Raw genomic sequence first — 25,936 nt, 5'->3', positions numbered from 1 at the left:
TGTCGAACGACCGTTTTTTCGCTACTGCCGGCAAGGTGCAAACCGGGAATTCGGGCGACATGACGGCGCTGGACCTTTCGAGGCTTATCACGGCCGCCGCGGATGCGATTGCCGCGCACGCCGAGGAATTGACCGCGCTCGACCAGGCGATCGGCGACGGCGACCACGGGCTGAACATGAAGCGCGGCTTCGACGCCGTACGGGCCGAGGCCGATGTGTTCGCCGCGAAGCCAATGCCGGATGCCCTGAAGGCTATTGGCACCAAGCTGGTGATGACGGTGGGCGGCGCTTCCGGCCCGCTCTTCGGCACGCTGTTCATGGCGCTCGGCAAGGAGATTTCGGTGGAACCCGACCGCGCCAATCTGACGGCTGCCTTCGGCAAGGCGATCGACGCGGTGGCAGCGCGCGGCAAGTCGCAGGTAGGACAAAAAACCATGCTGGATGTTCTGCGACCGGTGCATGACGCCTTGGCCGGGGGAAGGACGGCGGCTGAAATAGCCGATGTCGCCGACGCCGCGGCCGAGGCGACGGTGCCGATGAAGGCACTGCGCGGTCGCGCCTCGTTCCTCGGAGACCGCTCGATCGGCCATATGGATGCCGGCGCGCGCTCGACCGCGCTGCTGGTGCGCACGCTGGCGCAAATCATCGGGGGCAAGGCATGAGCAATGTCGGGATCGTGATCGTGTCGCATTCGCCGCTGGTCGCCCAGGGCACGGCCGACATGGTACGCCAAATGGTCGGCGACGAGGTGCCGCTTGCGTGGTGCGGCGGAAACGGCCATGGCGGGCTCGGCACCAATGTCGAGGCGATCATGGGCGCCATCGACAAGGCCTGGTCGGACGCCGGCGTCGCCGTTCTTGTCGATCTCGGCGGCGCCGAGACCAATTCGGAAATGGCGGTGGAATTGATCGGCGAGCCGCGTGCGCACAAAATCATCGTCTGCAACGCGCCGATCGTCGAGGGCGCGGTGATGGCGGCGACCGAGGCATCCGGTGGCGCCTCGCTCCGGGAAGTGGTGGCGACGGCGCACGAATTGTCGCCGTCATGAGCGAACGGGATTTTTGAACACATGTCCGCAATGGCCGAAGCGACTGTCCTGATCACCCACGATGTGGGCCTGCATGCGCGTCCTTCGGTCAAGTTCACCAAGCTGGCCAAGAGCTTTGCCGCCGAGGTGGAGATTGCACTCGCCGCCAACGGCCCATGGTTCGATGCAAAAAGCATCGTCAAGGTGATGGCGGCCAAGGCTCCGAAGGGCACGGTGCTGCACATCAGGGCCAACGGCGATGGTGCCGGTGATGCTATCCGCGCGCTGGTCGAACTGGTGCAGCGCAATTTCGACGAGGACGCCGGCCATGTCCGCTCGGCTTGAGGCCGATCCGCGCCTGCGCTCACCCGCTGGGAATGCGTGCCATGCGCATTGAGGGTGTTCCTGCCTCGGCCGGCTATGCAGAGGGGCCTCTGTTCGACCTCGGCCGGCCCGCGCGCGTTTACGCTAGCAAGGCAAGCTCCGTCGAGGAGAGGACGTCCCTGGAGGCCGCGATCGGCAAGGCGGTGAACCGGCTCGTGGACATGGTCGGCACCGCCGAGAAAGACGCCGCCGGCATACTCGAATTCCACATCGCCATGTTGGAAGACGACGCGCTGAGCGGGCCGGCCTTCGCATCGATCTCTTCCGGAACACCCGCCGACGCGGCCTGGCGGCAGGCGCTCGATACCGAGATCGCCGGCTACGAGGCATCGGACCAGGATTATTTCCGCGCCCGCGCCACGGATCTGCGCGACATCAGGGACCAGGTGCTGCGCGCCCTGACCGAGGACGGTGGCATTACGGCACCGGCTGGCGCCATCCTCTACGGCGAGGACATCGCGCCGACGCGCTTTCTCGAAACCGACTGGAGCCATGGTGGCGGCATCGCCCTGAAGGCAGGCAGCACCGCCAGCCATGTCGCCATGCTGGCGCGCTCGCGTGGCGTGCCGATGGTCGTGGGCCTGCGCGAGCCGCTCACCGCTGTTACCGACATGGCACTGCTCGACGCGGAGCACGGCAATATCGTCCTGGCACCCTCGCCGGCCGAGATCGGCTCGTTCCGGCAGTCGTCCTCTTCCTTCATCGCCAGCCAGGGTAAGGCACGGACGTTTCTGGCGCGGCCGGCCGTGACAAAAACCGGCACCGCGGTGCGCGTACAGGTCAACATCGCCGACCCTAGGGATGTCGATACCATCGACATCGCGACCTGCGACGGTGTCGGCCTGATGCGCACCGAATTCCTGTTCGGCAAGACGCTGCCGGATGAGGAGACGCAATATCGTGCCTATCGCAAGGTGCTGGAATGGGCCGGCGAAAAACCGGTGACGATCCGTACCGTCGACGCCGGCGGCGACAAGCCGGTGCCGGGCTTCACCGTCGAGGAAGGCAATCCATTCCTTGGCCTGCGCGGCATCAGGCTGTCGCTGGCCAGGCCCGACATATTCCGGATTCAAATCAGGGCATTGCTGCGCGCCGCGCCGCACGGCAATCTCAAGATCATGTTTCCGATGATCGCCACATCCGCAGAGTATGAGAGCGCCGCCGCCTTGTTCGCCGAGGAGCGGGCGGCCCTTGCCGCGCGCGGCATCGCGCAAAAAATGCCGCCGCTCGGCATCATGGTCGAAGTGCCTTCGGTGGCCATCGCGCCGGAGGCGTTTACCGGCGTCGCCTTCCTGTCGATCGGTTCCAACGATCTGACGCAATATGTGATGGCGGCCGCGCGCGACAATGCCGCCGTGGCACACCTGAATTCAGTCCGCCATCCTGCGGTGTTGAGGCTGATCGCCTCGGTCGCGGCCTTTGGACGGGAGACCGGGATTGTCGTCAGCCTGTGTGGCGATGCCGGCGGCGACCCCGCTTCGATTCCCTCTCTGCTGGAAGCCGGTCTGCGCGATCTTTCCGTGGCGCCGGCGCAACTCGCCATGGCCAAGGCGGCCATAGCCGACGTTCCGGTCTAGGCACGGCAGGCATGGCCGACATCAAACCCGAACCCGGTTCCGAAGAAGCGATCCGCGCCTACAAGACGATCCTGTCGCAGGTTATCGACCAGCGGCCGTCCGGCATGCGCCAGCGGCTCGCCGATGCGCTTGGCAAGCATCGCAGCTTCGTCACGCAGATTTCGAGCCCGAGCTATTCGATTCCCATTCCGTCGAAACATCTGCCGGCCATCTTTTCCGTCTGCCATTTCAGCCAGGCCGAGCGGGACCAGTTTCTTGCCGCCTATCACCAGGCACATCCCGGGAAGATCTCGGTCGCCACGGGCGCGCGCAAGACAAGGCACGTTTCGCTCATCGTGCCGGATTTCGGCGACGACAAGCAGAATGCGGCGCTCGACCGCGCGATCAACGAATTCATCCAGAAGGTCACCAGCATCACCGGCAAGAGCGGCTGAACGACCCCTTGATGCCAGGCTATTTCGGGAGGAGACGGCCGTGAAGAAATTCATGAACTCGGTGGACATGGTACTGACCGAGAGCCTCGACGGTTTCGCGGCCGCCCATGCCGACATCCTGATGCTTGGCGAGGAGCACAAATTCATCCGCCGCAAGATGCTCAAGCCGGGCAAGGTGGCGCTGATCTCCGGCGGCGGCTCCGGCCACGAGCCCCTGCATGGCGGCTTTGTCGGCCATGGCATGCTGGACGCCGCCTGTCCCGGCCAGGTGTTCACCTCGCCGACACCGGATCAGATGCTGGCGGCCGCGCAAGCCGTCGACACCGGCGCCGGCTGCCTGTTCATCGTCAAGAACTACGAAGGCGACGTGATGAACTTCGAGATGGCGGCGGAGATGTCCGACGGCGTGCTGCAGGTCGTCACCAATGACGACGTCGCCGTCGAGAATTCGTCTTACACGACCGGGCGGCGCGGCGTGGCGGGCACGCTGGTGGTGGAAAAGATCGTCGGCGCCGCGGCCGAGCACGGGATGGCGTTGCCGGCGTTGAAGGCGCTGGGCGACCGCGTCAACGACGCCACCCGCTCGATGGGCGTGGCGTTGACCAGCGGCACCGTGCCGGCTGCCGGCAAACCGACCTTCGACATCGGCGATGGCGAGATGGAATTCGGCGTCGGCATCCATGGCGAGCCTGGCCGCCGGCGCGACAGGCTGAAAAGCGCCGACGCGATTGTCGAAGAAATCTGCGCTGCGATCCTGGGCGATCTCGACGAAAGGGCGAAAGGATCCGCGCTGCTGTTCGTCAACGGTTTCGGCGGCACGCCGCTGATGGAGCTCTATCTGATGTACAACAGCGCGCGCCGGGTTTTCGAGCAACATGGCGTGACGGTTACCCGGTCGCTGGTCGGCACCTATGTCACCTCGCTCGACATGGCCGGCTGCTCGATCACGCTGAGCATGCTCGACGACGAACTGACGGAATGGTGGGACGCACCTGTCCACACCGCCGCGCTGCGCTGGGGCGTGTAAGGCTGGCTTCAGCCGTGCTTTTCTGCGACCATTCCGGACAATCCACATAACGATGGATTTGTCCGGATCGATGCTGCCGTCTCTTACTCCAGCTGAAGAAAAACTGCTGCTGCGCTTCGCCGATCCGGAGGCTGCGGCGGTCGGGGACGATTTATCGGCGAAGGCCCTGTCTGCCCTGCTCGACAATGCCGAATTCCACGGCGTCCTGCCGATCATGCTGCGCAAGCTTGGGGAGCGTGGCGACGCGCACCTGCCGTCGGATACTGGTTTGCGGGACAAACTCGACGACCTGCGCCAGACGGCGACGATCGCCACCGGCCAGTCGATGCTGCTGCAGTACCATGGCGACCGCATCATGAAGGGAATGGCGGTGGAAGGCATTCCGGCGCGGATCGTCAAGGGGCCGGTCTTCGCGCGAAAACTCTACCGCAATGTATCCGACCGGCCTTTCACCGACATCGACATCCTGGTCGAGCCCGCCAACCTCGCGCGGGCAAACCGGGTGATTGCGGCATGCGGCTTCGAGCTTGGCAGCAACGAGGCCGAATCGTACCGGTTGCAGGAATTCAAATGGCTGGAAAAGGAGAATTCCAGCCTGCTGGTCGAGTTGCATGGCGATCTTGTGCACGACACCGGCATGCGGCGACGCCTGTCGCTGGGTTTTCGCGAGCTCGGCATCATAGATGGCGATGCCATGGATACACCGGCCGCCCTTTTGACGATCGCCATCGTGCATGCCGCCGGCGGCCACAAATTCCACCGTCTGCAGCTTTGCGTCGACGTGCTGCAGGGCGTGAGGGCGCAGCAATCCCCGATGTCAAAAGCCCGCCTGCTCGACGCCGCGCGCATGACCGGCATCGAACTCGAACTTGCGATTGTGCTCAACGTGACCGGACAGCTGTTCGACGAACCGCATGCGCTGGCACTCGCCGGGCGAATCAAGCCCGACCTGTCGATCCGGCTGGCCAAGAAGCTGATCACGACCAACACGTTGCTCAGGGTCAATTCCCGGGAGAAGATCGGCTCGCGCCTGCGCCGCGATGCCTTTCGCTGGATCCAGCGGCTGGCCAAGGCCAGGCCATACGCCGCTTGAGGGGAACCGTCAGTCCCGTGATGTCAACGTAGCGCTTATCAGCGCCGCCGCGTCGGCCGGACGCGCGCCTACTTCCAGGGTGAAGGTCGGCACCGACGACACCAGTCCGCGGATCGCCGCCAACCTGCGCTTCTGCAGCGGCAGCAGACCAGTCGCGCCGGTGCGGACATTGTCCATCGCCAGCGCCACCATCGCGTCGGTCCGGGCCATGGGCGCGAGCCTGGTCTCTCCGTCGGCGGATCGCGCAAGATGCAGGAGTGCTGCGACCGGACGGGCGGTCGGGCTTTCAACTTTTACGATCCCACTCAGTTTTTCCAGCGAAACAGCCTGTTCGCCATTGCGGTCCCATGACGGACCGAGGCATGGCGCCACAAGCGGGACCATCCGCGCGGTCTTCTCATGGATCTTGACATGGCGCGGCAAACCCCAGGCGGCAGGCGTGGTGGAAGCGAGACTCAGGATCATGGCGTCGTCGGAGCACAGGCCGAATCCTTGCGTTGCCAAGGCCAGCGATGTGGTGGTCTTGCCGGTACCGCTCGGGGCATGGACCAGTACGACGGCGTCGCGGCCCGGCAGCGTCAGCCCGGCCGTGTGCAGCATATGCTGGCCGCCTGCGTCGAGTGCTGCGTCCAACACCAGCATCGATGGCGTCCAGGCGGCCTTCGCACCAGGGCGAACCCGGAGTTCGGCCCAACCCTCCTCGTCCTTGACGACAACGGTCTGGCGTTCGGGAAAGACGAGATGGACCGTGCCGCCATCCGCGATCATCCGGCAGTAGCCGTCCTCCGGTATGTCGCCCTCGAAGACGAGCGATCCGCTGGGCGCTTCGTCCAGAACGTCCGCCTCTGTGATGTCGAGACGAAAATCCGGCTCGACGGGACCTGTGACACGCAAGATACCGAGCATCCCGTCGAAATCCTGCCACAGCCCGGGGCGCTCGGCCGATATGCCGAAGATCTGGCCATTGAGGTCATAGAATACTGAAGGTCTGGTCAAGCGGAGCGCACCTTCGTGGCGGCGGTGGCGGGGTGACGATAGATCTCGACCATGCCGGGAAGGCTGTCACTGACCACCGGCTTGCCGTCCAGGCACACCCAGCAATGCGCCGACAGCCGCGACGCTTGCAGCGACTTCGGATCGACGCCGAAACGCAGTTGCGGATCGAAACCGGCAAGGCGCAGGAAGCGATGGCCGAGCAAGCCTTCCCGCAAGCATCTGCGGTCGCGCATCAGCCAGGGATGACGCACGGCACGGTTGACGCGGGCGACAATGTAGTGGGCGGGCAGGCCGCGATAGGGCGCCGGCGAGACGAGCGGCGCCCATTTCAGCACCTTCTCGAAGCTGCGATTGGCAATGAGAACTGGCATCAGCCGCGCGCTTGCCCAGAGATGGCAGCGGAACAAGGCGCGCAGGAGAGGACCGTCCACCATCATGGGTGCCTTCAGCCATCAAGCCCTGGAGCAGCGAGAATGCCCTCCGAGACCAGATCGCTGGCCAGCGCCGCCATGTCCTCGTCAAGCGTGCCCTTGTCGATTTCGAACTCCTCGCAAAGCAGGCCGACGATCTGGCCGAGGCTGCGCGCGCCATCCACCTTGTCGAGAAAGGCTTCTGTCGTGCCGTTGCAGGTATAGAGCTGGCCGCTACGCGCCAAAAGCACCACCGCGCCGTCGCCTACATGCTGAACCGAGGCATCGTCCGCCAGTCGAAGAACCGTTCCAGAGGCAATTTCCATAATGAACCCCAAAAGCCATGCAACACCCGGAAATGAGATAGCGCGGTGGTGGGGCGCTGTCTATTGGCCGGCCGGGATGGCTCGTAGGCAGGCATGCTGACGGGCAGGACCGTTGCTTTTCTTCCCTCGGGTAAGGTAAGAACTCCCCGGGTCTTGGGGAGATAGCGTATGCGTTACAATTGGGAGCGGGCTCCGACGACTTTCGAACGTCATCGAAAAGCTCTGGCGACAGCCATTTTGATCTTCGGCGGCGTCGGTCTCATGCTGGTGGCCTTGCCGATCTAGCGCCGTCGACATTCGCCCAACGAATCCGGCTTGTTAGACTGCAATCGACGTGTTCAGCGGGGTTGTCCGGTCACCGCTATCAAGCGGCGATCGCACCCTTAAAAATCCTAGCTGTAGCGCTGCACCGGCACGACGATCACCGCCGGCTTGCCGGCCGGTGCTCACAGGATCCGACAGGCTGTAGGAGGTCGGACGGTTCCTCGAGCCTGGTCTCGATCGACCATCAATGGCGCATGCGCTCACATCCTCCGCTCGATCGTTTTGACAGCAAGCATCCCGATCAGGAAGACCGGCTCAAACGAAAATCAGGGAAGACAGCGCCGGAAAAAACAGCATAGGCTGTTTGCAAAGACGACAAATGGTTTCCGGGAGGTACGGATGGCTTCACGCTATCACGAGATCTATGACGGCTGGAAACGCGACCCGGAAAGGTTCTGGGCCGACGCGGCCGGCGCCATCGACTGGTATTCGCCCTGGAACAGGGTGTTCGATGCCACCGCCGGCGTCTACGGCCGCTGGTTCGCCGGCGCGGCCTGCAACACCTGCTACAACGCCCTGGACCGGCACGTCGCCGGCGGGCGGGCCGACCAGATCGCGCTGATATACGACAGCGCCATCACCGGCACGGTGAAAAAGTTCACCTATGCCGAGCTGAAGCGCGAGGTGGTGGCGCTGACCTCGGTGTTAAAGAACCGCAGCGTCGGCAAGGGCGACCGCGTCATCATCTATATGCCGATGGTGGCGGAGGCGGCCATCGCCATGCTCGCCTGCGCCCGCATCGGCGCGGTGCATTCGGTCGTGTTCGGCGGCTTTGCCTCGCATGAGCTTGCCACCCGCATCGACGACGCAAAACCGAAACTGATCATCTCGGCCTCCTGCGGCCTGGAACCCGGGCGGGTCGTCGCCTACAAGCCGCTGCTCGACAAGGCGATCGAGATGTCCCGCCACAAGCCGGACGCCTGCCTGATCCTGCAGCGCGATCAGTTGCGCTGCGATTTGAAGGACCATTTCGACATCGACTATGCCGACGCCGTCGCGCGTGAGCGGGCAGCCGGCGCCAATGTCGACTGCGTGCCGGTGCTGGCCACCGACCCACTCTACATCATCTACACGTCAGGCACGACGGGCCAGCCCAAGGGCATCGTGCGGGACAATGGCGGCCACATGGTCGCGCTGAAATGGACGATGGAAAACGAGTTCGGCGTGAAGCCGGGGGAAGTGTTCTGGGCGGCATCCGATGTCGGCTGGGTGGTCGGCCATTCCTATATCGTCTACGGCCCGCTGCTGCATGGCTGCACCAGCATCCTGTTCGAAGGCAAGCCGATCGGTACGCCCGACGCCGGCACCTACTGGCGCGTCATCGCGGAACATGGCGTGGTCGCGTTGTTCACCGCGCCGACCGCCTTCCGCGCCATCAAGGGGCAGGATCCCAAGGGCGAGTTCGTGCCGAAATACGATCTGTCGAAGTTCCGTACCCTGTTCCTCGCCGGCGAACGCGCCGACCCCGAAACCATCAAATGGGCGGAGCAGAAGCTGAACGTGCCGGTGGTCGATCATTGGTGGCAGACCGAGACCGGATCGCCGATGACGATCAACCCCGCCGGGCTCGGCCTGTTGCCGGTGAAGTACGGCTCGCCCGGGGTACCGATGCCCGGTTACGACATTCGCGTGCTCGACGATGCCGGCCATGAGGTGCCGCGCGGCGCGCTCGGCAATGTCGTGGTCAAGCTGCCGCTGCCGGCGGGCTGCCTGCCGACCCTGTGGAATGCCGATGCCCGCTTCCGCCAGGCCTATCTCGATGAGTTCCCAGGCTTCTACAAGACGGCCGATGCCGGCATGATCGACGAAGACGGCTATCTCTACGTGATGGCCCGTACCGACGATATCATCAACGTTGCCGGCCACCGATTGTCGACGGGCGCCATGGAAGAGGTGCTGGCCGCCCATCCCGATGTCGCCGAATGCGCCGTCGTCGGCATCGCCGATGCGATGAAGGGCCAGATTCCGCTCGGCTTCGTGGTGCTGAACGCCGGTGTCGCGCGCGACGGCGGCGCTATCGAGAAGGAGGTCGTCGCGCTTGTGCGCGAGCGCATCGGGCCGGTCGCCGCCTTCAAGACCGTGGTGACGATCAAGCGCCTGCCCAAGACGCGCTCGGGCAAGATCCTGCGCGGCACCATGCAGAAGATCGCCGACAAGGAAGCGTGGACGATCCCTGCAACCATCGACGACCCCGCCATCCTCGACGAGATCACGGCTGCCCTGACGGAGCGCGGAATCGGCGTGTAAGGAGCACTGCCGGGACCTGACTGGAGCTGCCGTTCCGCGATGTTGCGACGCGGCGAACTTTGTGATGACCGCAGGGCGCAATCGTAGATTGTGCAATGCAACATTCCGCCTTGCAGATCCTGCGGGGGGCCATTCGATTGGATCGCATGGTTCAGCAAAAAATACCCTTTGGCGGTATCGACATCCTGCGGTTTCTCGCCGCCGTGCTGGTCATGGTCTATCACAACGGCTTCTGGGTGTGGGCCTATCCCGACCGCATCTCGGCGCCAGCGACCGGCGGTCTTCCGGAGCAGCCCGAGATCGGCGCTTGGGTTGGGTCCGGCTATCGGCGTCGAGATCTTCTTCGTCATCAGCGGTTTCGTCATTGCCTTCAGCCCGAGAATTCGACGCCGCTGCGGTTCTTCGAGGCAAGGGTCAAAAGACTGGCGCCGGCGGTCTGGATTTGTGCCCCGACCACCGCGGCGCAGTTGCTGCTGATCGGTTTGAGCTGGCCGACCGATGCGGTGATCCGACTCGTGCGCACCGGCCTGTTCGCGCCTTATGGTCCCTGGGTGGACAGCGTCTACTGGACGCTCGGCATCGAAATCGCCTTCTACGCCATCGTCTGGATCCTGCTGCGGCTCGGCCGTTTCCATCTGATGGAAAGGGTTGCCATCGTCATCGGCATGGTCAGCACGCTGTTCTGGTGCCTTTATTATCCGCTCGGCTGGTCCGCCTTCGCCGAGACGCGGTGGCTTGCCTGGGCTTCTGCCTGCTGTTCCTCGGCGGGGTGCTGCAGATCGCCAGCTCCGTCGACGTCCACAGCATCAAAGTCGGAGCCGTGATGCCGTACGCGCCGCCAATCCTGATCTTCCTCGCGGCCATCGCGCTGATGGCGTGGTCGCTCACGCTCGACCTCAGATGGAGCGGCCGGCGCCGGATCGGCCTGATGACCTCTCCGCTCTATCTGATCCACGACGTCATCGGCGCGGCGATGCTCGGCGCCATGGTGCGCGCCGGGCTGCCCTATCTCCTGTCGATGGCAGTGGTCGACGCGACCATGATCGCGGCAAGCTGGCTGGTGGCAACCGAGGCCGAACCGCGCATCCGGCTGCTGCTCGAGCACACGCTTTTCCGTTACCGGCTGAAAGCGGCATAGCCTCGAGCTATGCGCCGCTCCGGCCGCATGAGCCGCGGCCGGACGGTGCCGAAACTTTGTGCTATTTCGGAATGAGAACCGCTGCGCAGGTCCAAGACATGATGGGCAACGGCCTTATCTCAGACCGTTGCCTTCGAACGCACTTCCGACTTGTCGAGATAGTAGCTCGAGTACTTGTCGAAGAATTTCTCCGAGGCGCCGAACGACCCGTATTTGGCGAGCTTCTTCAGATCGACCTTGTTCAGCACCGCGCCGACGATCTTGTTGGCGACATAGGGCTCGGATTCCAACATCGAGCGCACCATGGCGCGCGGCGTGCGGCCCCATTCGGTGACGAGCACGAAGCCGTCAACCAGCGGTGCGAAGGCCTTGGCGTCGACCACCGGGCCAAGCGGCGGCAGATCGACGACGATGTATTCGAAGGTCTCCTTGGCGTTTTCGATGAAACGACGCATACCGGCCGAGGAGAGAAGCTCGCTGGTGTGCGAGAAATGCCCGCGCAGCACAGCCGGAATGATCGCCAGCTTGGTCTGCCTGTCGATCTTGCCGACGGACTGCCAGGTCTGGCCGCTCACCACCGCTTCCATCAAGCCTTGCTCGGCTTCCATGCCGAGGCTGCGGCTAAGGCCTGGATTGCGCAGATCACCGTCGATGAGCAGCGTCCTGGAGCCATTGGCGGCGAGCAGCCCGGCGAGATTGGCCGCGACCGTCGACTTGCCTTCGCCGGGCAGGACCGAGATCACGCCGATGACGCGGCTGCCTTGCCCTTCCATCACCACATCGAAGGCGATCTTGGCGCTGCGCAGCGTTTCGGAGAACATCGATGCCGGAGCGTCGACGCTCACCCGCATCCGTGCGCGCCTTTCGATGGCGGCCGGCGATCTGGCGACCTTGAGATCGGGTTCGGCTGGCTTGTCTTCCTTGCTCGGTTTGCTGCCGATGGTCGGCAGGTAACCCAGGAATTTGAGGCCGACGCGGTCGCGGACCTCCTCGCCGGTCCTGAAGAACCGCTCGTTGAACTCGTTGAGGCCGCCGAAGCCGGCGCCCATCAGAACCCCGAGCACCAGCGAAAGACCGAGCACGATGACCGTGCGCGGGCTCGAGGCGGCAAGCGGCGTCGACGCATCCGAGATGATACGGATCTTGCCGACCGGGAAGGATTGCTGCTGCGCGGCTTCCTCGTAGCGTCCGAGGAACGTCTGGTAGAGCGTGGAGAGTGCCGTCGCCTTCTGGTCGAGATCACGCAATTGGACCTGCGACTGGTTGTCGATCGAACTCTTGCCCTGCGCGGCGGCGACATTGGCCCTGAGCGCGGTCTCGCGCGCCAACGCCACCTCATACTCGTTGCGGTAGCTTTCGGTGAGCTGCTTCAGTTCGCCGAAGATCTGCGTCGAGATGTCGGCCTTCTCCTTGGCGAGCGCCACCGCCTGCGGATGCTGCGGGCCGAAATTCGCCTCGACATCCTGCTGCCGTTTGGCGACCGTGAGATAGCGGGTCTTGAGCGCCGCAATGACCGAGCTGCTTGGCTGGTCGCTGGATATGGCGGCATCCTTGAAAGCGTTGTCCGAGCCGCTGTCGACGATCGACTTGTATTGCTGGTAACGGGCGCTGGCACGCGCGGTGTCGGCCTGCGCCACGATGAGCTGGGCGTTCAGGTCGGCGAGCTGCTTGTCGCTCATCAGCTGGCCGTCGCTGTTGGCGGACAGGCCGTGTTCGGCCCTGAATTTCTCGACCGCCAGCGATGCCTGCTGCGAGCTCTCGCGCAGTTCCGTCAACCGGCCCTGCAGCCAGACCGCCGCGCGCTCGGTGGCGTCGAAGCTGGCGTCGAGTTGGTCGGCGAGATAAGCGTCGGCATAGGCCTTGGTGATGGCCTTCGCCAATGCCGGATCCGTCGCCTGGTAGCCAAGCGCGATAACGTAGCTTCGCCCGACGCGATCCGCCCGGATCTCGTTCTGCAGCTTGAGAATGGCGTAGTCGCGGCTCGACCCGGCGATCAGCGCATCGCGCGCGGCGGGGTCGAGCTTGGAGATGTCGCCGACACCCGGCATGACCGGGCTGCTCGGACGAACATACTGGATTAGACCGCGGACAAAGCCGACGCCCTGGGCAAGGGCCGACTGGGGCGGGTTCATGAACGTGTCGTTCTGGTCGAGCTTGAGCTTGTCGACGACCACGGCGGCAAGCCGCGTCGAGGTCAGGATCTCGATCTGGCTTAGAATCGCGGAATCGGTCTGCATGGTCGTCGATGCCGCCGAGATGTCGTCGACGATCTTGTTCAGACCTTCATCGATCAGCACGCTGGAGACCGACACGAATTTTGGCGGCGTGGTCTGCAGATAGAGCATGCCCAGGAAAAGACCGATGATGGCGCACACGCCAACCACCTTGGCCTGGCGTGCGGCCATGCCAAGCAGCCGCTCGATATCGATGAAGTCGTCGCCGTCTCCTGCGTCCGAATTCGGCAATGGCATCCTCTTGTCGAGAGGAAAATTGGCATAATTCATCTTCGGTCCAATTCTGGCTTGTCTCGCTCGCAGGCTCCGGAGAGATCGGGAGCATTGGCAGGCGCGACACACGCTTGGTGCCGGACAGCGCGGAGCCGGCCGGCCCCTGCGCCGTCAGCCACCCGACAATACTCCCGAAAGATGGGCATTATGCGGCTTCTTCCTGGCGTTCATGCGTCCGGACGAACTCCCGGAGCATCTCGAAAACCGGACCCTTCATGTCATCGCGCGCCAGCGCGAAGGCGATATTGGCCTGGATGAACCCTTCCTTGGAACCGCAGTCGAACATGCGCCCCTTGAAAGGCTGGGCAAAGAATGGCTGCTCCTGCGACAGGCGAACCATGGCGTCAGTCAGCTGGATCTCGTTGCCGGCGCCGCGCTGCTGGTTGCCCAGAAGCTGGAATATCTCGGGCTGCAGGATATAACGGCCGTTGATGTAGAAGTTCGACGGCGCGTTGGCCGGCGCCGGCTTTTCGACCATGGCCGTCACCTCGAAACCGCCGCCAATGTCGGCGCCACGGCCGACAATGCCATATTTGTTGGTCTCGGTGGGATCGCAGCGCTCGACGGCAATGACATTGCCGCCGGTCTGCGCATAGAGGTCGGTGATCTCGGCCAGGCATCCGCGCCCGCCGAAGGAGACCATGTCAGGCAAAAGCAGGGCAAAGGGGTCATTGCCGATGACCTCGCGGGCGCACCAGACGGCATGGCCGAGACCTTGCGGCGACTGCTGGCGGATGAAGGAGGTGGCGCCGGCCACCGGCAGCATGCTTTCGAGCGTCTCCAGCTGAGTCTTCTTGCCAGTTTGCTCCAGGGTTCCGATCAATTCCGGATGCAGGTCGAAATAGTCTTCTATGACCGCCTTGTTGCGGCCGGTTACGAACACGATGTGCTCGATGCCGGCCTCGAAGGCCTCGTCCACCGCATATTGCACGACGGGCCTGTCGACGACAGGAAGCATTTCCTTCGGCATCGACTTGGTCGCCGGCAGGAACCGTGTTCCAAGCCCCGCCACCGGTATCACGGCCTTCCTGATTTTCTTCATCGCAAATTCCTTCTGAGGAGATCGACTACAGTCCATTCACAGGCCACGAAAAATCCCTCCATGTGCCTGCATCTTCACCTCCCCGCCCCCACGGCAAACTGTGCCGCTACTCTTCGCAACCGTACGGCGATCGGCATGCCCATATGCCTGACCGCCGCCGGGTCGCTGAGCGCCGTCCGGATCGCCTTGAGCGGGGACCGCGCCTTGATGTGCTGGACCATCGCCAGGAACGACGCCGCCTTGCGCAGGCTGCGGCCGCGCCGGGCGAATGCGGCCTGGGCCGCTTCGTCCATTCGGTGGGTTTGCGCGAATTTGGCATCCGCCACGCGCATCGCCTCGACGTGATGAGGCTCGAGCACACGCGAGATGGAGCCGCCGCGGATATGATAGGCATAGCCGATATCGGGCTCCACCACGCATCTTCCGCCCATGGCCAGGGCTTCGGCAAACAGGATGTAGTCCTCGCCGATCCTCAGCTTCTCGTCATAGCGGAGCCGGTTTTCGTCGAGGAACCGGCGCAGGAAAATCGGCTTGAGATAGCCGAGATTGAACTCCGATTCGAAGACGACGTTGCCGGCGATGTAGGTGGCCAGCGAAATCTCGCGCAGGCCTTCCAGATACCGGCGCGGGAACATCGCGTCCTCGACCACGCCGTCCTCACGGACGACCTGGAGATTGTCGACGGCGACCTCGGCGCCCGCCTTTTCGGCGCGGCCGATCATGGCGGCGACACGTCCGGGAAAGACGGCGTCGTCGGCATCGAGAACCGCTATCCACCTGCCGCGGGCGGCGTCGAGCCCGGCATTCCGGGCCCCTCCGGGCCCCCTGTTCTCTTCCAGCGCCACGACACGCACGACATGCTCGGGATAGGCCCTCGCCACATCGAGCGTCGCGTCACGCGACTTGTCGTCGACGACGATGATCTCGAGGCTGACGCCCTTTTGGGCGATGGCGCTGGCGACCGCCCTATCAAGGGTTGCCTCGGCGTTGTAGGCGGCGATCACAAAAGACACATCGGGCACGGACGAAACGTCAGGCTGCACGCTTGCCTCCTTCCCCTGGTGAAGGCTGGCCATAGAGGCGCAGTTCGCGAACGCCGACAAGACCGCTGACAACCCCGACATGCATGATGCCGCGCAAGACGCTGCGATTCCTGCGTACCGGACTGGCTGCAACCGGAACTGCCGCGGCGAAGCAAAAAGCGGCCTTTGCCGCGGCAAGGCCGGCCTGCTTTGCTCGCGCGATGCCGCTGGCGCCGCGGGCCAGGAGATGGCCGTGCGTCTGGCCAACCCGGAAGCGGCGGCGGCTGAGCCAATCGAATGCGGCCCTGGCCCTCGGCACCGCCTCGTCCACCCATGCCTCCGGCGCAAAGGCGATTCGGCCGCCTGCCTTGTGCATCTGGTCGAAGAACTCGGTGTCCTCGCCGCCGGTCTGGCCGCGCGCCAGGCTGAAGCGGCGGCCGCGCAAGCTGTCGGATCCCATGCGCAGCAGGACGTTGCAGGTGTAGCCGGTGCGGATTTCGCCGTGCACGTGGACTGGCAAGGTGGAATGGAAATCGCCGCGGCGCATCCAGTCCGGCGCATCCGGACGATAGAGTGCGCGCACCGGGCCGAGAACCGCGGCGGCGCCGCTTTTTTCGGCCGTTGCCACCAGTTCGGCGAGCCAGTGGGCGGTGGCGGTCTCATCGTCGTCGATGAAGGCAAGGAAATCGGCCTCGCTGGCCTCGAGACAAGCGTTGCGGGCGATCGAAATGTTACGGGCCGGGCAATGCCGGTAGCGGATCGGCAACTTCAATTCCTGCGACAGCGCCGTCACCAGGTCCTTGGCGCTGGGCGTGTCGTCATTGTCGGCGACGATGACGCCGACCTCGAAGCCGTCAGGCATGGCAAGGGCGGCGAGCGAGCGCAGCGTGTCGGCCAGTTCCGGCCGCCGGAATGTGCACACGCCGATGTCGATGCTGCGATGCTTGACCTCAACCGCCATCACGCCGCCCTCCGCCGCGTGCCGAGGCCGAGAAGCTGCAGCCAGAAGCCCACGGACCAGCCGAAATGCATGACCATCGCCGAGACTCCGGCAAGCGCGATATCGGCATTGCGCTGGCTGACGGCCGCCACCAGGCCGTAGCCCAGGCAAACCGCCACCCACAGCATCAGCGGCAGCGCCGCGATCCAGTGCACGAAGGAGAAGGCCGCCAGCAGAACCACCGGGAAGACCGCCAGCGGCACAATCTGCCTAACCTTCGGGATCACACGATGTTTCAGCACGTTCTTGGCGCGGCCGCGGCCATAGCCGAGATACTGGACATAGAGGCCGCGCAGCGAGGTCCGCGGATAATAGACCATCTGCGTCCTGCCGCTCATCCAGATCCTGTAGCCTGCCTGCCTCAGCCGATAGTCGAGTTCCGCGTCCTCATTGTGACTGAACGTCTCGTCATAGCCGCCGACGGCCTGGAAGGCAGATATCCGCATCAGCGCGTGGTGTCCGTGGTCGACCCACTCCCCGGCGGAGATATGGCGATGCTTGGAGCCGCCGGTGCCGAGCTTGGAGTTCTGCGCCGCCGCCGCCGCCTTCTGCACGGTGCCGCTGCCGCTGGTCAGCATCGACACCACGACCGAATCCGCGCCGGTGGCCAACGCCTCCTCGACCAGTCGGTCGCAATAGTCGTCGGGATAGCCGCCATGCGCGTCGATGCGGATCAGATAATGGGCACCCTCGCCGAATTTGGCCACCGCCAGGTTGATCGCGGCGCTCTGGATGCGCTTTTGGTTGTGAAGCAGGATGATGCGAGGATCATTCCTCTGGCGCTCGCCGACAATGGCCAGCGTGCCGTCGGTGCTGCCGCCATCGGCAACGACGATCCGCGCGTCAAGCCGTTCCGCCGCCGGGCAAAGCTGGTCGAGCAGCGCACCGATGTGAGTCGCCTCATCGAGACACGGGATCACGATCAGGGTGGAGGCAAGCGCTTGCGTCATCGGGCGATGTCCATCCTATGCCAGGGCCTCGGTCGCGAGCGGCTCGCGCACGGTGGTCAGGCGGCGCAGTTTTTCGACCAGGGCGCCGCAGTCGCTGCGATCGTAGCTCCACATCCTCGGATCGTGGGCCAGCACGCGCGCCTTCAGCCTGCCGAAGCGGTGCTTTTCCATCCCGCCAAGCGCGGTTGCGAGCGCCTCGGGCGTGGCCTGCGGCAGCAAAACGCCGATATCGCGCTGCCGCAGAAACCTTCCGGTCTCGGTGTTGTCCATCGAGATCGGCACCGCGCCGAAGCGGCAGCCTTCATAAAGGCGGTTGGGCAGCAGCCATTCGGAGTTCTGTCCCTCCTCGAAGAAGTCGATCGCCCAGGAGAAATGGACGTCGTGATAGATCGCCGCCATGTCCTCCGGGTTGCGGTACGGCCCGCGAAACGACATGTAAGGCTCGGCATCGACGAAGGCATGAAAATCCGGGAACTCGGAAAGTGCCGGGCGGCCGCGCAACACGATTTCGAACCGGCCTTCCATGTGACGCGTGAAACCGGCCAGCAGTTCGAGCGAACGGCGGCACCGAAGCGCCCCGAACCAGCCGATCCGCCACGGCGGGGCGAGAGGTCCTTCCACCGTCTCGCGCTCGGCGGGCAGAATCGCCGCCGCCTCGAAATATTTGTTCTCAACCAGTTCCATCGGCGCCGCGACCTGGCGGAAGGGCTTGAAATAATTGGCGATGAACGCGGGGGAACTGGTCACCAGCAGCCGCACATCCCGCGCCAGATGACGCTCGGTGGCGCGCAGCGCCTTGCCCAGGACATCGTCGCGCAGCACCAGGCGGTGAATGTCGAGACATTCATAGACGATCGGGACAGCGGCGCCGAAAGCCGACCGGGCGCGGCGGGCCAGCGCCAGCATTTCCAGATTACGCGCGATGATGATGTCGGGCTTCGGCACGTCCCTAAGCTTCGAACCTATCGAGACCGCTGTTTTCGCCACCGCCGCCAGGCGCTGGACGAATCGCCCGTCGCGCGTCGCGCCAAGGTCGATTGGCCGCAAACCTTCGATATCCCCAATCGGGGCGGCGGCGCGGCGGAAGCCCGCCAGAGTAACCCGGGCGCCACCTGTCCTGAGCATCGTGATACGCCGGCGAACCGCCGGGTCGGAAACATCATGTACCAGGTACAAGACATGCAGCATGAAAACTCGACCGCTGTTTGACCCACCCAGGGGAAGCCTAGTACAGCTCTTGCTGCATCGCAACATTTTTGGCGCGTCGTTCCACGTTTTCTGTTGCACTGCAAAATTATTGCCGTAGTTTGTGGTCGGCGGCGGTTGTGAATTTCGGGCTCCGAAATCCACGCGAAGATCAGGAATCCTGAATTTGGAAGCCAATCCATTCGATCCGCCGGAAGGCTCCCTGCGCAAATCGGTCGGCCGCGGTGCCGTCGTGACCGCAATGGCGCAATCGGTGCGGGTCGCCACGCAGATCATTTCCGTCATCGTGCTGTCGCGACTCCTGTCGCCGCAGGATTTCGGCGTCGTGGCCATGTGCGCGCCCGTGCTCGCCTTCATCGCCCTGTTCCAGGATTTCGGCCTGACCCAGGCGACCATCCAGAAATCGGGCATCCGGCATGAGGAGGTGAACTACCTCTTCTGGATCAATGTCGCCGTCAGCGCGGTCCTCGCCTGCGTGCTCGCGGGCGCGGCACCCCTGGTCGCCGCCTTCTATGGCGAGCCGCGCGTCGCCGGTCTGGTGGCGGCACTGGGATTGCAGATCCTGGCTTATGGCCTTGGCGCCCAGCACCTGGCGCTGCTGACGCGTCGCATGCAGTTCGGCCGCCTGGCGATCATCGACGTCGCCGGAGCCGTCGCGGGGCTGGCCGTCTCGATCGCCTGGACTTTCATCGACCGCTCCTACTGGGCGCTGTTTGCCGGCACGCTGACCGGCGCGGTGCTGCCGACGCTGTGCTACTGGGCCAGCTCGCGCTGGCGCCCAGGCATGCCGCGCAAGGTCGCCGGGATCAGCGAGCTGATCAATTTCGGTGCCGGGATCACCGGTTTCAATTTCGCCAATTTCTTCGCCCGCAATCTCGACAACGTGTTGATCGGCAAATACTGGGGCGAGGCTCAGCTCGGGCTCTACGACCGCGCCTACAAGCTGCTCCTGTTCCCGCTCAGCCAGATCACCAACCCGCTGTCGAAGGTGATGGTACCGGCGCTGTCGCGGCTGAAGGACGAGCCGGACCGCTATCGCAGCGCCTATTTGCGCGTCATGCCGCTGATCCTTCTGGTGGCGCTGCCCGGCGTCGCTTTCGCCACCGCGATGTCGGATGTGCTGATCCCCTTCGTGCTCGGCGAGCAGTGGCGCGCCAGCGCCTCGATCTTCCTGGCGCTCGGCTTTGCCGGCCTGCTGCAGCCGCTCAACAATCCGGCTGGTTGGCTTTTCGTCAGCCAGGGCCGCTCCGGCGACTTCATGCGCTGGGGCATCATCACGGCGGTGACCTCGGTGCTTGCCTTCGCGCTTGGCCTGCCCTACGGCGCGCTCGGCGTGGCGGTCGCCTATGCGGTCAGCGAGTATCTGCGCACGCCCTTCCTGTGGCTCTATGTCGGCAAGAGCGGACCGCTGCAAGCCAGCCATGTGCTGCGCACGGCAACGCCGTTCGTGCTAGGCGCGCATCTGGCGCTTGGGGCGGTCTGGCTGGCCAAGCCGATGCTGCCGCAGCAGCATGTCGTCGCCCTGGCAAGCGGCGCCATCCTCGCCTACACGATCACCATCGTCGTCGCGCTGACCTTCGCCGCCGGCCGCGAAGCCTTGCGGGAGGCCTTGAAAATGCTGCCGGCAAGGGCGCCGGCGGCGACGCCGCGCGAGGCGCAATAATTTCGGCGCCTTTGTCGTCTATTCCATATCCCACCCAAGCATCAGGCCTGATCCATGCACTACCGATCGATCTCCGACATGAACGACGCCATCGTGAGCAACCTTCACCGGCTGCCACGCGACATCGACCTGGTGGTCGGCGTTCCCAGAAGCGGCGTGCTGGCGGCAACGCTGGTCAGCCTTGCGGCGAACATCCCGATGACCGACCTGGACTCCTTCCTCGAAGGCAGGGTCTACACGTCAGGCATCACCAAACGCCGCGCGGCCCTGGACCGGAAGGTCTCGGACATGCGCAAGGTGCTGGTGATCGACGACAGCATCGCCGGCGGCAATGCCATGCGCGACGCCCGTGCACGCATCAAGGGCGCCGGTATCGAGGCTGACTACACCTTTGCCGCCGTCTTCGGCCTGGAGCCGGAGCATCAGGAGACCGATCTGGTGTTCGAGGTAGTGCCGCATCCGCGCATGTTCCAGTGGAACTTCATGCATCACAAATTCCTGGCGCAATGCTGTGTCGACATAGACGGGGTGCTGTGCCTCGACCCCACCGAGGCCGAGAACGACGACGGGCCGGCTTATGAAAAATTCCTCAGCGAGGCGCGGCCGCTTCATGCCGTGACCCGCAAGATCGGCTGGCTGGTCACCAGCCGGCTCGAAAAATACCGTGGGTTGACGGAGGCGTGGCTCGCCAAGCACGAGATCAAATACGACAAGCTGATCATGCTCGATCTGCCGAGCAAGGCGGAGCGCCAGCGGCTTGGCGCGCATGGCAGTTTCAAGGCCGATTTCTATCGCAAATCCGACGCCATCCTGTTCATCGAAAGCGAACATGCCCAGGCGCTGAGGATTGCCAAACTGTCGGGGAAACCGGTCCTGTGCGTCGAAACGCACATGGTCAGTTTTCCCGATGCGCTGTCGCTGCCAGCACTTGGGCAGGCCGCGCGAAACCTGCCGGCGAGGCTGCGCCAGATCAACTCGCAGGAGGGCCGCAAGAGCGCCGCCAAGACGATTGCCCGCGCCCTGCTCGGTGCACGCGGCTATGAAACCCTGAAGAACAGGGTCAAGCGCCCAGCCTGATGCAGAACAGATCGGGTCGCTGCTTGACTACGCGGCCTGGCGTGCGCGCTGCCGCACCGCCCTATCCAGTATCGAGAAGAAGGTGACGAACTGACGGTCGGGGTCGAGTTCCGGCCGGCCAGCGAAGCTACGCGCGAGGGTCGAGACCCGCTCATATTCCTTGTTGTCGTTCCACAAGAGCCTGACGGCCGCGACCCAGTCGGCAAGCGGGGCATCATAGTCGAGCACCGTGCCGCCAGGGCCGACCGCTTCCGGCAGGCCACCGCGGCGCGAACCGACGACCGGAATGCCGCTGCAATGGGCCTCCGAGGCAACCCGCCCCCAGGCCTCTTCCCATTTGCTGGGCGCCAGCAGGATCCGGGTGCGGCCATAGACCGTCTTCATGTCACTGGTGCGGTTCTCCAGCGTGACATTGCCGAGCGGCTTGATCGTCTGCTCGATGCGTGCCCGGTGATCGTCCGCCAGCTTCCAGCTTTCGACGAACAGGAACGGGATTTCGGGGCACGCGGCGGCGATCCTCACCGCAAGCTCGAAGCCCTTTTCCTCATACGGGTTGATCAGGGTGACGAACTGCCCTGAGGTCGGCGTGCTGTAGTGGGTGGGATTGATGGTCGGAGGGATCACCGCCGCCTCGATACCGAACTCCCTGGCGTAGGTACGCGCGGTGAATTCGGAATTGGCGATGTAGAGCGCCGAGCTCAAGTCGCGCAGGTCGCCTCCAAGCTCGCGAAACTCGACATTGCGGAGGTAGACGACCAGCGGCACGCCCTTGGCCTGCAACGCCTTGCCGAGTGGAACCGACTTGTGACACTGGACCACCGCCACATCCGGCTTGACCCTGTTGACGGCGAAGGCCGCCGCCTCCCAGGGAAACCAAGCCCGGATGACCGGGTAGCCGGGAAAACTGTCGACGACCGCCGGCTGACGCAGAAGCTTCATCTTGGCACGGGCCTTGAAGCCGAAGACACCATCGCCAAACAGCGCGGCGAGCACCGCGGCCTCATGCCCATGCTCGATCAACTGCTCGGCCAGATGATGGGTGCTCGACTGCACGCCGCCGCTGAACTCCGGTGTGTAGCCATTGCCGCCTGCAAAGAGAACTTTCATGGTCCTGGCTCCTCGTCTATCGGGTTTCAATGCCCATGGCCGATGAACGGCAGCGTCAAGTGCCGCCTCACGCAGTCTTTGGCGGATCAAGCGTCGCGAACGGATTTGTGCATGGCTGCCGTCCGGTGAACCGGATGGGATCATTGGGCGAACTGCGCGAGGTCGTCTCGTCGTCTATGTCGGTGTTGAAGTTCTGGTCGAGCTGCCATTCAGGCGTGTTGTGGCGGCCCCATTCCAGGAGCAGGATACGCGCCTTGCGCCGCCGGGCGAACTCATGCAGGACGAAAGCCGAACCGAAGCCGGAACCGATCGCGACAACATCGGAATGATCCTTGGTGACTTGCTCGGGCTTCACGTCCAGCACCATCAGCTACAATTCCTTTTACGCCGGGCGGTCGGCCCGATCTACGCCGGGCGGTCGGCCCGATTCTGCTTTCGGCTCTCCGAGTCCGATCTCATGCCGCCATTCTGCCGATCGAGTGATATTCGATGCCGTGGCGGGCCACGACCTTGGGATCGTAAAGGTTGCGGCCATCGAAGATGACCGGAGTGGCCAGGGCATCCTTCAGCGCATCGAAGGACGGTGCGCGAAAACTCTTCCATTCGGTGGCGATCAGCAGCGCATCGGCGCCGCGCAGGGCCGCCTCCTTGGTGCCGCACAACAGCAGGTCGTCGCGCAGCCCGTAGATGGCCTGGCATTCCTGCATGGCCTCGGGGTCATAGGCCTGCACGGCCGCGCCGGCGTTCCAGAGCGCCTCCATCAGCACGCGCGCGGGCGCCTCGCGCATGTCGTCGGTGTTGGGCTTGAAGGCCAGGCCCCATAGCGCGAAGGTCTTGCCCTTGAGGTTACCTTTGAAATAGCGGTGCACCTTGTCGAACAGGACGGATTTCTGGTCATTGTTGCGCTCCTCGACGGCGCGCAGCAGCTTGGCGTCGTACTTGACGCCCTCGGCGGTCTTGATCAGGGCGCGAACGTCCTTGGGAAAGCACGAGCCGCCATAGCCGAGACCCGGATAGATGAAGTGATAGCCGATGCGCGGGTCGCTGCCGATCCCCTGGCGCACTTCCTCGATGTCGGCGCCGAGCTGCTCGGCGAGATTGGCCATCTCGTTCATGAAGCTGATCTTGGTCGCCAGCATGCAATTGGCGGCGTATTTCGTGAATTCGGCGCTGCGCACGTCCATCACGATCATCTTCTCGTGGTTGCGGTTGAAGGGCGCGTAAAGTTCGCGCATCACCGCCTCGGTTTCTTCGCTCGACGTGCCGACGATGATGCGGTCGGGCTTCATGCAGTCGGCGACCGCGGAGCCTTCCTTGAGGAATTCGGGATTGGAGGCGACGTCGAAGCTCAGATCCTCGCGGCCCCGCTTCTTCAGCGTCTCGGCGATCCTGGCCTTCACCTTTTCGCAGGTGCCGACCGGCACGGTCGACTTGCCGACGACGATCTTGGTGGAATCCATCTCGCGGCCGATCGTCTCGGCCACCGCCAACACATATTTGAGGTCGGCCGAACCATCCTCGCCGGGCGGCGTGCCGACCGCGATCATCTGGATTTCGCCGTGCCTGACGGCGGCCGCCGCATCGGTGGTGAACTTGATGCGGCCGGCGGCGTGATTCTCCCTGACGATCGTTTCAAGACCCGGCTCGAAGATCGGAACGAGGCCCTGATTGAGCCGCTCCACCTTGTTCGCGTCAATATCGACGCAAACAACCTGGTGGCCAACCTCGGCAAGCACCGCCGCCTGCACCAAGCCGACATAGCCAATTCCAAATACCGTCAAGTTCATTCGGTTTCATTCCCATCCAGGGCAGCGGACCGCTTCTCGGCCCTGCCGGTTCAATTCGTCTTTCCCAGCTCTTTTACACTACACACCAGCGATTCCGGAAACTGGCAGGGCTGACCCAGCGCGGTGAACGCGACCCGTTCGATCTGCAGCGAAAGCGTGCGGCCCGGGTCCGCGAACGCTCCCATCCAGCCCTTCATGGTGTCGCTGCCCCAAAGGCTGAAGAAGATCTTCTGCGCATGGCTGGGCAACTTCGCGGGATCGGTGATGGTGTTAACCAACTGGCCGTTGAGATACCAGCGCAGGCTATCCTTCTCCCAGACGAAGGCATAGTCGTTGAAGGCACTGTCGGTGCCGCCAGGCACGTCGACCAGCTTTTCGTTCTTGCCCTTGCCGGCGATATAGGCGTTGACCTGCACCTTGGAAGTGTCCTTGGTCAGGATCTCGAAGTCGATCTCGTCCCAGGGCTGCTTGTCGGACGGGCCGATATAGGAGAAGAAAGCCGCGTTGAGGCCGGGGCCGGTGTCGGTCTTCATCCGCGCCTCATAGGTACCATAGCCGAAACGCTGCTTGGTCTGGATCTCGCCGCAGGCGAACTCGCGATCCTTGGTCTTCTGCTTCGCGAATCCGAGCGAAAGAACGCCATCGGAAAGCTTGACCAAGCCTTTCGACCAGGTGCAATTCTGATGGCTGCCGTTCGTCCAGCCGTCTGAAACGTACCAGCGCTCGCGGTCGAAATTCTTGAAATCGTCGACGAAAGAGGGCGCGGACTGGATATCCTGCGCATGAGACGGGGTTGCCGGCAGGCTGCCAAGAGCGACCAGCAGCAAAGCGACCGCCAGACCAGACCGCCGCCAGAAATGCAGGGCTGAAGGGGCATCGATTGCTGTCGTGGACATGGTCTTTGGATCCGAATTCATGACTAACTCACCTTTGCGCTGTGTCCCCAACCCAAAGTCGACGTTCGAACCGCTTTCAAACGGGCCAACCTTGACCTTTTCAATTGTCCTCCCGACTTCCAGCCTCGCATCACCTTCGCCGTAACGGTCCCGCGCCGCCGCCTTCAATTTCGGCCGGCTCCCGCCTGCCTGGCCGGTTCGACCGTCGCCGCCGGATCGGTGGTCGTATTCTCGTCGAAGACCACGTCCAGCGAGTGACGGAGCTCGCGCATCCTGCCGCCCTGGCGCGACAGTGCGGCGATGCGGCGCTCGCTGTTCAGGATCGACTGCGTCAACGCGCTGACTTCGGACGAGCGACGGTCGGAGGCGGAGCCGTTTTCCATGGCTTCGACAAGAAAGGCCGCGTTGGTGGCGTCCTTGCGGTAGCGGGTCTCCAGGCCGGTTTTCTCCGCCTCGATCTCCGCGGCGATCTGCTCGAAAAGCTTCGCCAGCCGGTCCAGGCGCGCAACGTCGGTCTGCCTGTCGCGGGCCGGATCCCTTGATCTGAAGCCGAATATCGAGGCCATGAACTTAAATTCCCGTCATCGCCGGCTTCCTGGCCGCCTTTCAGGCCACAGGCCGATCCCCGCAACCGGGGTTGAAAACTCGAAACCGCGTCGCCCAACTCCTCTGACGAAGAGAGACTTCGCACCAGTC

Annotated in this window: 26 protein-coding genes; 12 read left to right on the top strand and 14 right to left on the bottom strand. The window is 63.9% G+C overall.

The window, feature by feature from the left end; all coding sequences use genetic code 11:
• Positions 1-59 precede the first annotated feature (59 nt).
• The 7 genes from dhaL to AC3CB8_RS06820 all read left to right on the top strand — a co-directional run bounded on the left by dhaL (position 60) and on the right by AC3CB8_RS06820 (position 5,542).
• The gene (dhaL, locus tag AC3CB8_RS06850; RefSeq protein ID WP_352563306.1) at positions 60-662 is read left to right on the top strand and encodes a dihydroxyacetone kinase subunit DhaL; all 603 of its coding nucleotides are present in this window, start codon (positions 60-62) and stop codon (positions 660-662) included.
• Positions 659-1,048, top strand: coding sequence for a dihydroxyacetone kinase phosphoryl donor subunit DhaM (gene dhaM / locus AC3CB8_RS06845; protein WP_023772496.1), 390 nt, complete (start codon positions 659-661; stop codon positions 1,046-1,048). Before dhaL ends, dhaM begins: the two co-directional genes overlap by 4 nt.
• Before the next feature lie 21 nt (positions 1,049-1,069).
• Positions 1,070-1,372, top strand: coding sequence for an HPr family phosphocarrier protein (locus tag AC3CB8_RS06840; RefSeq protein ID WP_023772495.1), 303 nt, complete (start codon positions 1,070-1,072; stop codon positions 1,370-1,372).
• Between the two features lie 41 nt (positions 1,373-1,413).
• Positions 1,414-2,988, top strand: coding sequence for a phosphoenolpyruvate--protein phosphotransferase (gene ptsP, locus AC3CB8_RS06835; protein WP_352563307.1), 1,575 nt, complete (start codon positions 1,414-1,416; stop codon positions 2,986-2,988).
• An 11-nt stretch (positions 2,989-2,999) separates the two neighbouring features.
• A complete protein-coding gene (locus tag AC3CB8_RS06830; protein WP_352563308.1) occupies positions 3,000-3,422 on the top strand; it encodes a hypothetical protein in 423 nt (140 codons plus the stop codon).
• 40 nt (positions 3,423-3,462) lie between these two features.
• Positions 3,463-4,449, top strand: a complete 987-nt coding sequence (gene dhaK / locus AC3CB8_RS06825; RefSeq protein WP_023792797.1) for a dihydroxyacetone kinase subunit DhaK — start codon at positions 3,463-3,465, stop codon at positions 4,447-4,449.
• A gap of 70 nt (positions 4,450-4,519) precedes the next feature.
• Positions 4,520-5,542, top strand: coding sequence for a nucleotidyltransferase family protein (locus AC3CB8_RS06820; protein ID WP_023792801.1), 1,023 nt, complete (start codon positions 4,520-4,522; stop codon positions 5,540-5,542).
• 9 nt (positions 5,543-5,551) lie between these two features.
• Here AC3CB8_RS06820 and AC3CB8_RS06815 read toward each other — a convergent pair whose 3' ends face one another.
• The 3 genes from AC3CB8_RS06815 to AC3CB8_RS06805 are packed head-to-tail and all read right to left on the bottom strand — an operon-like array spanning position 5,552 to position 7,274.
• A complete protein-coding gene (locus tag AC3CB8_RS06815) occupies positions 5,552-6,538 on the bottom strand; it encodes an HPr kinase (protein WP_023792804.1) in 987 nt (328 codons plus the stop codon).
• Positions 6,535-6,972 (bottom strand): lasso peptide biosynthesis B2 protein, encoded by a 438-nt coding sequence (locus AC3CB8_RS06810; protein ID WP_023772490.1) that lies wholly within the window; start codon positions 6,970-6,972, stop codon positions 6,535-6,537. Before AC3CB8_RS06810 ends, AC3CB8_RS06815 begins: the two co-directional genes overlap by 4 nt.
• Before the next feature lie 11 nt (positions 6,973-6,983).
• A complete protein-coding gene (locus AC3CB8_RS06805) occupies positions 6,984-7,274 on the bottom strand; it encodes a PqqD family protein (RefSeq protein ID WP_023772489.1) in 291 nt (96 codons plus the stop codon).
• Positions 7,275-7,937: 663 nt separating this feature from the next.
• Between AC3CB8_RS06805 and AC3CB8_RS06800 the strand changes: the two genes are divergently transcribed.
• The 3 genes from AC3CB8_RS06800 to AC3CB8_RS06790 all read left to right on the top strand — a co-directional run bounded on the left by AC3CB8_RS06800 (position 7,938) and on the right by AC3CB8_RS06790 (position 10,983).
• Positions 7,938-9,845 (top strand): propionyl-CoA synthetase, encoded by a 1,908-nt coding sequence (locus AC3CB8_RS06800; protein ID WP_352563309.1) that lies wholly within the window; start codon positions 7,938-7,940, stop codon positions 9,843-9,845.
• 146 nt (positions 9,846-9,991) lie between these two features.
• Positions 9,992-10,669 (top strand): acyltransferase, encoded by a 678-nt coding sequence (locus AC3CB8_RS06795; protein WP_352563310.1) that lies wholly within the window; start codon positions 9,992-9,994, stop codon positions 10,667-10,669.
• The gene (locus AC3CB8_RS06790) at positions 10,669-10,983 is read left to right on the top strand and encodes a hypothetical protein (RefSeq protein WP_245275545.1); all 315 of its coding nucleotides are present in this window, start codon (positions 10,669-10,671) and stop codon (positions 10,981-10,983) included. The genes AC3CB8_RS06795 and AC3CB8_RS06790 overlap by 1 nt, the downstream gene beginning before the upstream one ends.
• 119 nt (positions 10,984-11,102) lie before the next feature.
• Here AC3CB8_RS06790 and AC3CB8_RS06785 read toward each other — a convergent pair whose 3' ends face one another.
• The 6 genes from AC3CB8_RS06785 to AC3CB8_RS06760 form a co-directional block, all read right to left on the bottom strand.
• On the bottom strand, positions 11,103-13,487 hold the full coding sequence (locus AC3CB8_RS06785) for a polysaccharide biosynthesis tyrosine autokinase (RefSeq protein WP_023781668.1): 2,385 nt from the start codon (positions 13,485-13,487) through the stop codon (positions 11,103-11,105).
• A 148-nt stretch (positions 13,488-13,635) separates the two neighbouring features.
• The gene (locus AC3CB8_RS06780; RefSeq protein ID WP_352563311.1) at positions 13,636-14,532 is read right to left on the bottom strand and encodes a UTP--glucose-1-phosphate uridylyltransferase; all 897 of its coding nucleotides are present in this window, start codon (positions 14,530-14,532) and stop codon (positions 13,636-13,638) included.
• Between the two features lie 74 nt (positions 14,533-14,606).
• Complete coding sequence (locus AC3CB8_RS06775) at positions 14,607-15,575, bottom strand: glycosyltransferase family 2 protein (protein WP_352563312.1); 969 nt, start codon at positions 15,573-15,575, stop codon at positions 14,607-14,609.
• The gene (locus AC3CB8_RS06770) at positions 15,565-16,515 is read right to left on the bottom strand and encodes a glycosyltransferase family 2 protein (RefSeq protein WP_023781670.1); all 951 of its coding nucleotides are present in this window, start codon (positions 16,513-16,515) and stop codon (positions 15,565-15,567) included. Before AC3CB8_RS06770 ends, AC3CB8_RS06775 begins: the two co-directional genes overlap by 11 nt.
• Entirely contained in the window at positions 16,515-17,504 is a 990-nt protein-coding gene (locus AC3CB8_RS06765; protein ID WP_023772478.1) for a glycosyltransferase family 2 protein, read from the bottom strand. Before AC3CB8_RS06765 ends, AC3CB8_RS06770 begins: the two co-directional genes overlap by 1 nt.
• 15 nt (positions 17,505-17,519) lie before the next feature.
• Positions 17,520-18,692, bottom strand: coding sequence for a glycosyltransferase family protein (locus tag AC3CB8_RS06760; protein WP_023772477.1), 1,173 nt, complete (start codon positions 18,690-18,692; stop codon positions 17,520-17,522).
• A gap of 184 nt (positions 18,693-18,876) precedes the next feature.
• Here AC3CB8_RS06760 and AC3CB8_RS06755 point away from each other — a divergent pair, with 184 nt between their 5' ends.
• Together AC3CB8_RS06755 and AC3CB8_RS06750 are read left to right on the top strand one after the other, a co-directional pair.
• On the top strand, positions 18,877-20,373 hold the full coding sequence (locus AC3CB8_RS06755) for a lipopolysaccharide biosynthesis protein (RefSeq protein WP_352563313.1): 1,497 nt from the start codon (positions 18,877-18,879) through the stop codon (positions 20,371-20,373).
• A gap of 54 nt (positions 20,374-20,427) precedes the next feature.
• A complete protein-coding gene (locus tag AC3CB8_RS06750; RefSeq protein ID WP_023772475.1) occupies positions 20,428-21,450 on the top strand; it encodes a phosphoribosyltransferase family protein in 1,023 nt (340 codons plus the stop codon).
• 27 nt (positions 21,451-21,477) lie between these two features.
• Here AC3CB8_RS06750 and AC3CB8_RS06745 read toward each other — a convergent pair whose 3' ends face one another.
• From AC3CB8_RS06745 to AC3CB8_RS06725, 5 genes are all read right to left on the bottom strand, one after another.
• A complete protein-coding gene (locus tag AC3CB8_RS06745; RefSeq protein WP_023772474.1) occupies positions 21,478-22,557 on the bottom strand; it encodes a glycosyltransferase in 1,080 nt (359 codons plus the stop codon).
• 67 nt (positions 22,558-22,624) lie between these two features.
• Complete coding sequence (locus AC3CB8_RS06740; protein WP_352563314.1) at positions 22,625-22,924, bottom strand: hypothetical protein; 300 nt, start codon at positions 22,922-22,924, stop codon at positions 22,625-22,627.
• 88 nt (positions 22,925-23,012) lie between these two features.
• Entirely contained in the window at positions 23,013-24,344 is a 1,332-nt protein-coding gene (locus AC3CB8_RS06735) for a UDP-glucose dehydrogenase family protein (protein WP_023772472.1), read from the bottom strand.
• Between the two features lie 50 nt (positions 24,345-24,394).
• Complete coding sequence (exoK, locus tag AC3CB8_RS06730) at positions 24,395-25,261, bottom strand: endo-1,3-1,4-beta-glycanase ExoK (RefSeq protein ID WP_352551737.1); 867 nt, start codon at positions 25,259-25,261, stop codon at positions 24,395-24,397.
• Positions 25,262-25,404: 143 nt separating this feature from the next.
• A complete protein-coding gene (locus AC3CB8_RS06725; RefSeq protein ID WP_352551736.1) occupies positions 25,405-25,806 on the bottom strand; it encodes a hypothetical protein in 402 nt (133 codons plus the stop codon).
• Positions 25,807-25,936: the final 130 nt, after the last annotated feature.

This window comes from Mesorhizobium sp. P160927, from assembly GCF_057766385.1.
This window is presented reverse-complemented; position numbering and strand designations above follow the sequence as displayed.

Bases quoted from the DNA above. Each gene is read 5' to 3' on its own strand.
- dhaL (WP_352563306.1), top strand. From the start codon at position 60: ATGACGGCGCTGGACCTTTCGAGGCTTATCACGGCCGCCGCGGATGCG.
- dhaM (WP_023772496.1), top strand. From the start codon at position 659: ATGAGCAATGTCGGGATCGTGATCGTGTCGCATTCGCCGCTGGTCGCC.
- AC3CB8_RS06840 (WP_023772495.1), top strand. From the start codon at position 1,070: ATGTCCGCAATGGCCGAAGCGACTGTCCTGATCACCCACGATGTGGGC.
- ptsP (WP_352563307.1), top strand. From the start codon at position 1,414: ATGCGCATTGAGGGTGTTCCTGCCTCGGCCGGCTATGCAGAGGGGCCT.
- AC3CB8_RS06830 (WP_352563308.1), top strand. From the start codon at position 3,000: ATGGCCGACATCAAACCCGAACCCGGTTCCGAAGAAGCGATCCGCGCC.
- AC3CB8_RS06820 (WP_023792801.1), top strand. From the start codon at position 4,520: ATGCTGCCGTCTCTTACTCCAGCTGAAGAAAAACTGCTGCTGCGCTTC.
- AC3CB8_RS06810 (WP_023772490.1), bottom strand. From the start codon at position 6,972: ATGGTGGACGGTCCTCTCCTGCGCGCCTTGTTCCGCTGCCATCTCTGG.
- AC3CB8_RS06805 (WP_023772489.1), bottom strand. From the start codon at position 7,274: ATGGAAATTGCCTCTGGAACGGTTCTTCGACTGGCGGACGATGCCTCG.
- AC3CB8_RS06800 (WP_352563309.1), top strand. From the start codon at position 7,938: ATGGCTTCACGCTATCACGAGATCTATGACGGCTGGAAACGCGACCCG.
- AC3CB8_RS06795 (WP_352563310.1), top strand. From the start codon at position 9,992: ATGGTTCAGCAAAAAATACCCTTTGGCGGTATCGACATCCTGCGGTTT.
- AC3CB8_RS06790 (WP_245275545.1), top strand. From the start codon at position 10,669: ATGCCGTACGCGCCGCCAATCCTGATCTTCCTCGCGGCCATCGCGCTG.
- AC3CB8_RS06785 (WP_023781668.1), bottom strand. From the start codon at position 13,487: ATGAATTATGCCAATTTTCCTCTCGACAAGAGGATGCCATTGCCGAAT.
- AC3CB8_RS06780 (WP_352563311.1), bottom strand. From the start codon at position 14,532: ATGAAGAAAATCAGGAAGGCCGTGATACCGGTGGCGGGGCTTGGAACA.
- AC3CB8_RS06770 (WP_023781670.1), bottom strand. From the start codon at position 16,515: ATGGCGGTTGAGGTCAAGCATCGCAGCATCGACATCGGCGTGTGCACA.
- AC3CB8_RS06765 (WP_023772478.1), bottom strand. From the start codon at position 17,504: ATGACGCAAGCGCTTGCCTCCACCCTGATCGTGATCCCGTGTCTCGAT.
- AC3CB8_RS06760 (WP_023772477.1), bottom strand. From the start codon at position 18,692: ATGCTGCATGTCTTGTACCTGGTACATGATGTTTCCGACCCGGCGGTT.
- AC3CB8_RS06750 (WP_023772475.1), top strand. From the start codon at position 20,428: ATGCACTACCGATCGATCTCCGACATGAACGACGCCATCGTGAGCAAC.
- AC3CB8_RS06745 (WP_023772474.1), bottom strand. From the start codon at position 22,557: ATGAAAGTTCTCTTTGCAGGCGGCAATGGCTACACACCGGAGTTCAGC.
- AC3CB8_RS06740 (WP_352563314.1), bottom strand. From the start codon at position 22,924: ATGGTGCTGGACGTGAAGCCCGAGCAAGTCACCAAGGATCATTCCGAT.
- AC3CB8_RS06735 (WP_023772472.1), bottom strand. From the start codon at position 24,344: ATGAACTTGACGGTATTTGGAATTGGCTATGTCGGCTTGGTGCAGGCG.
- exoK (WP_352551737.1), bottom strand. From the start codon at position 25,261: ATGAATTCGGATCCAAAGACCATGTCCACGACAGCAATCGATGCCCCT.
- AC3CB8_RS06725 (WP_352551736.1), bottom strand. From the start codon at position 25,806: ATGGCCTCGATATTCGGCTTCAGATCAAGGGATCCGGCCCGCGACAGG.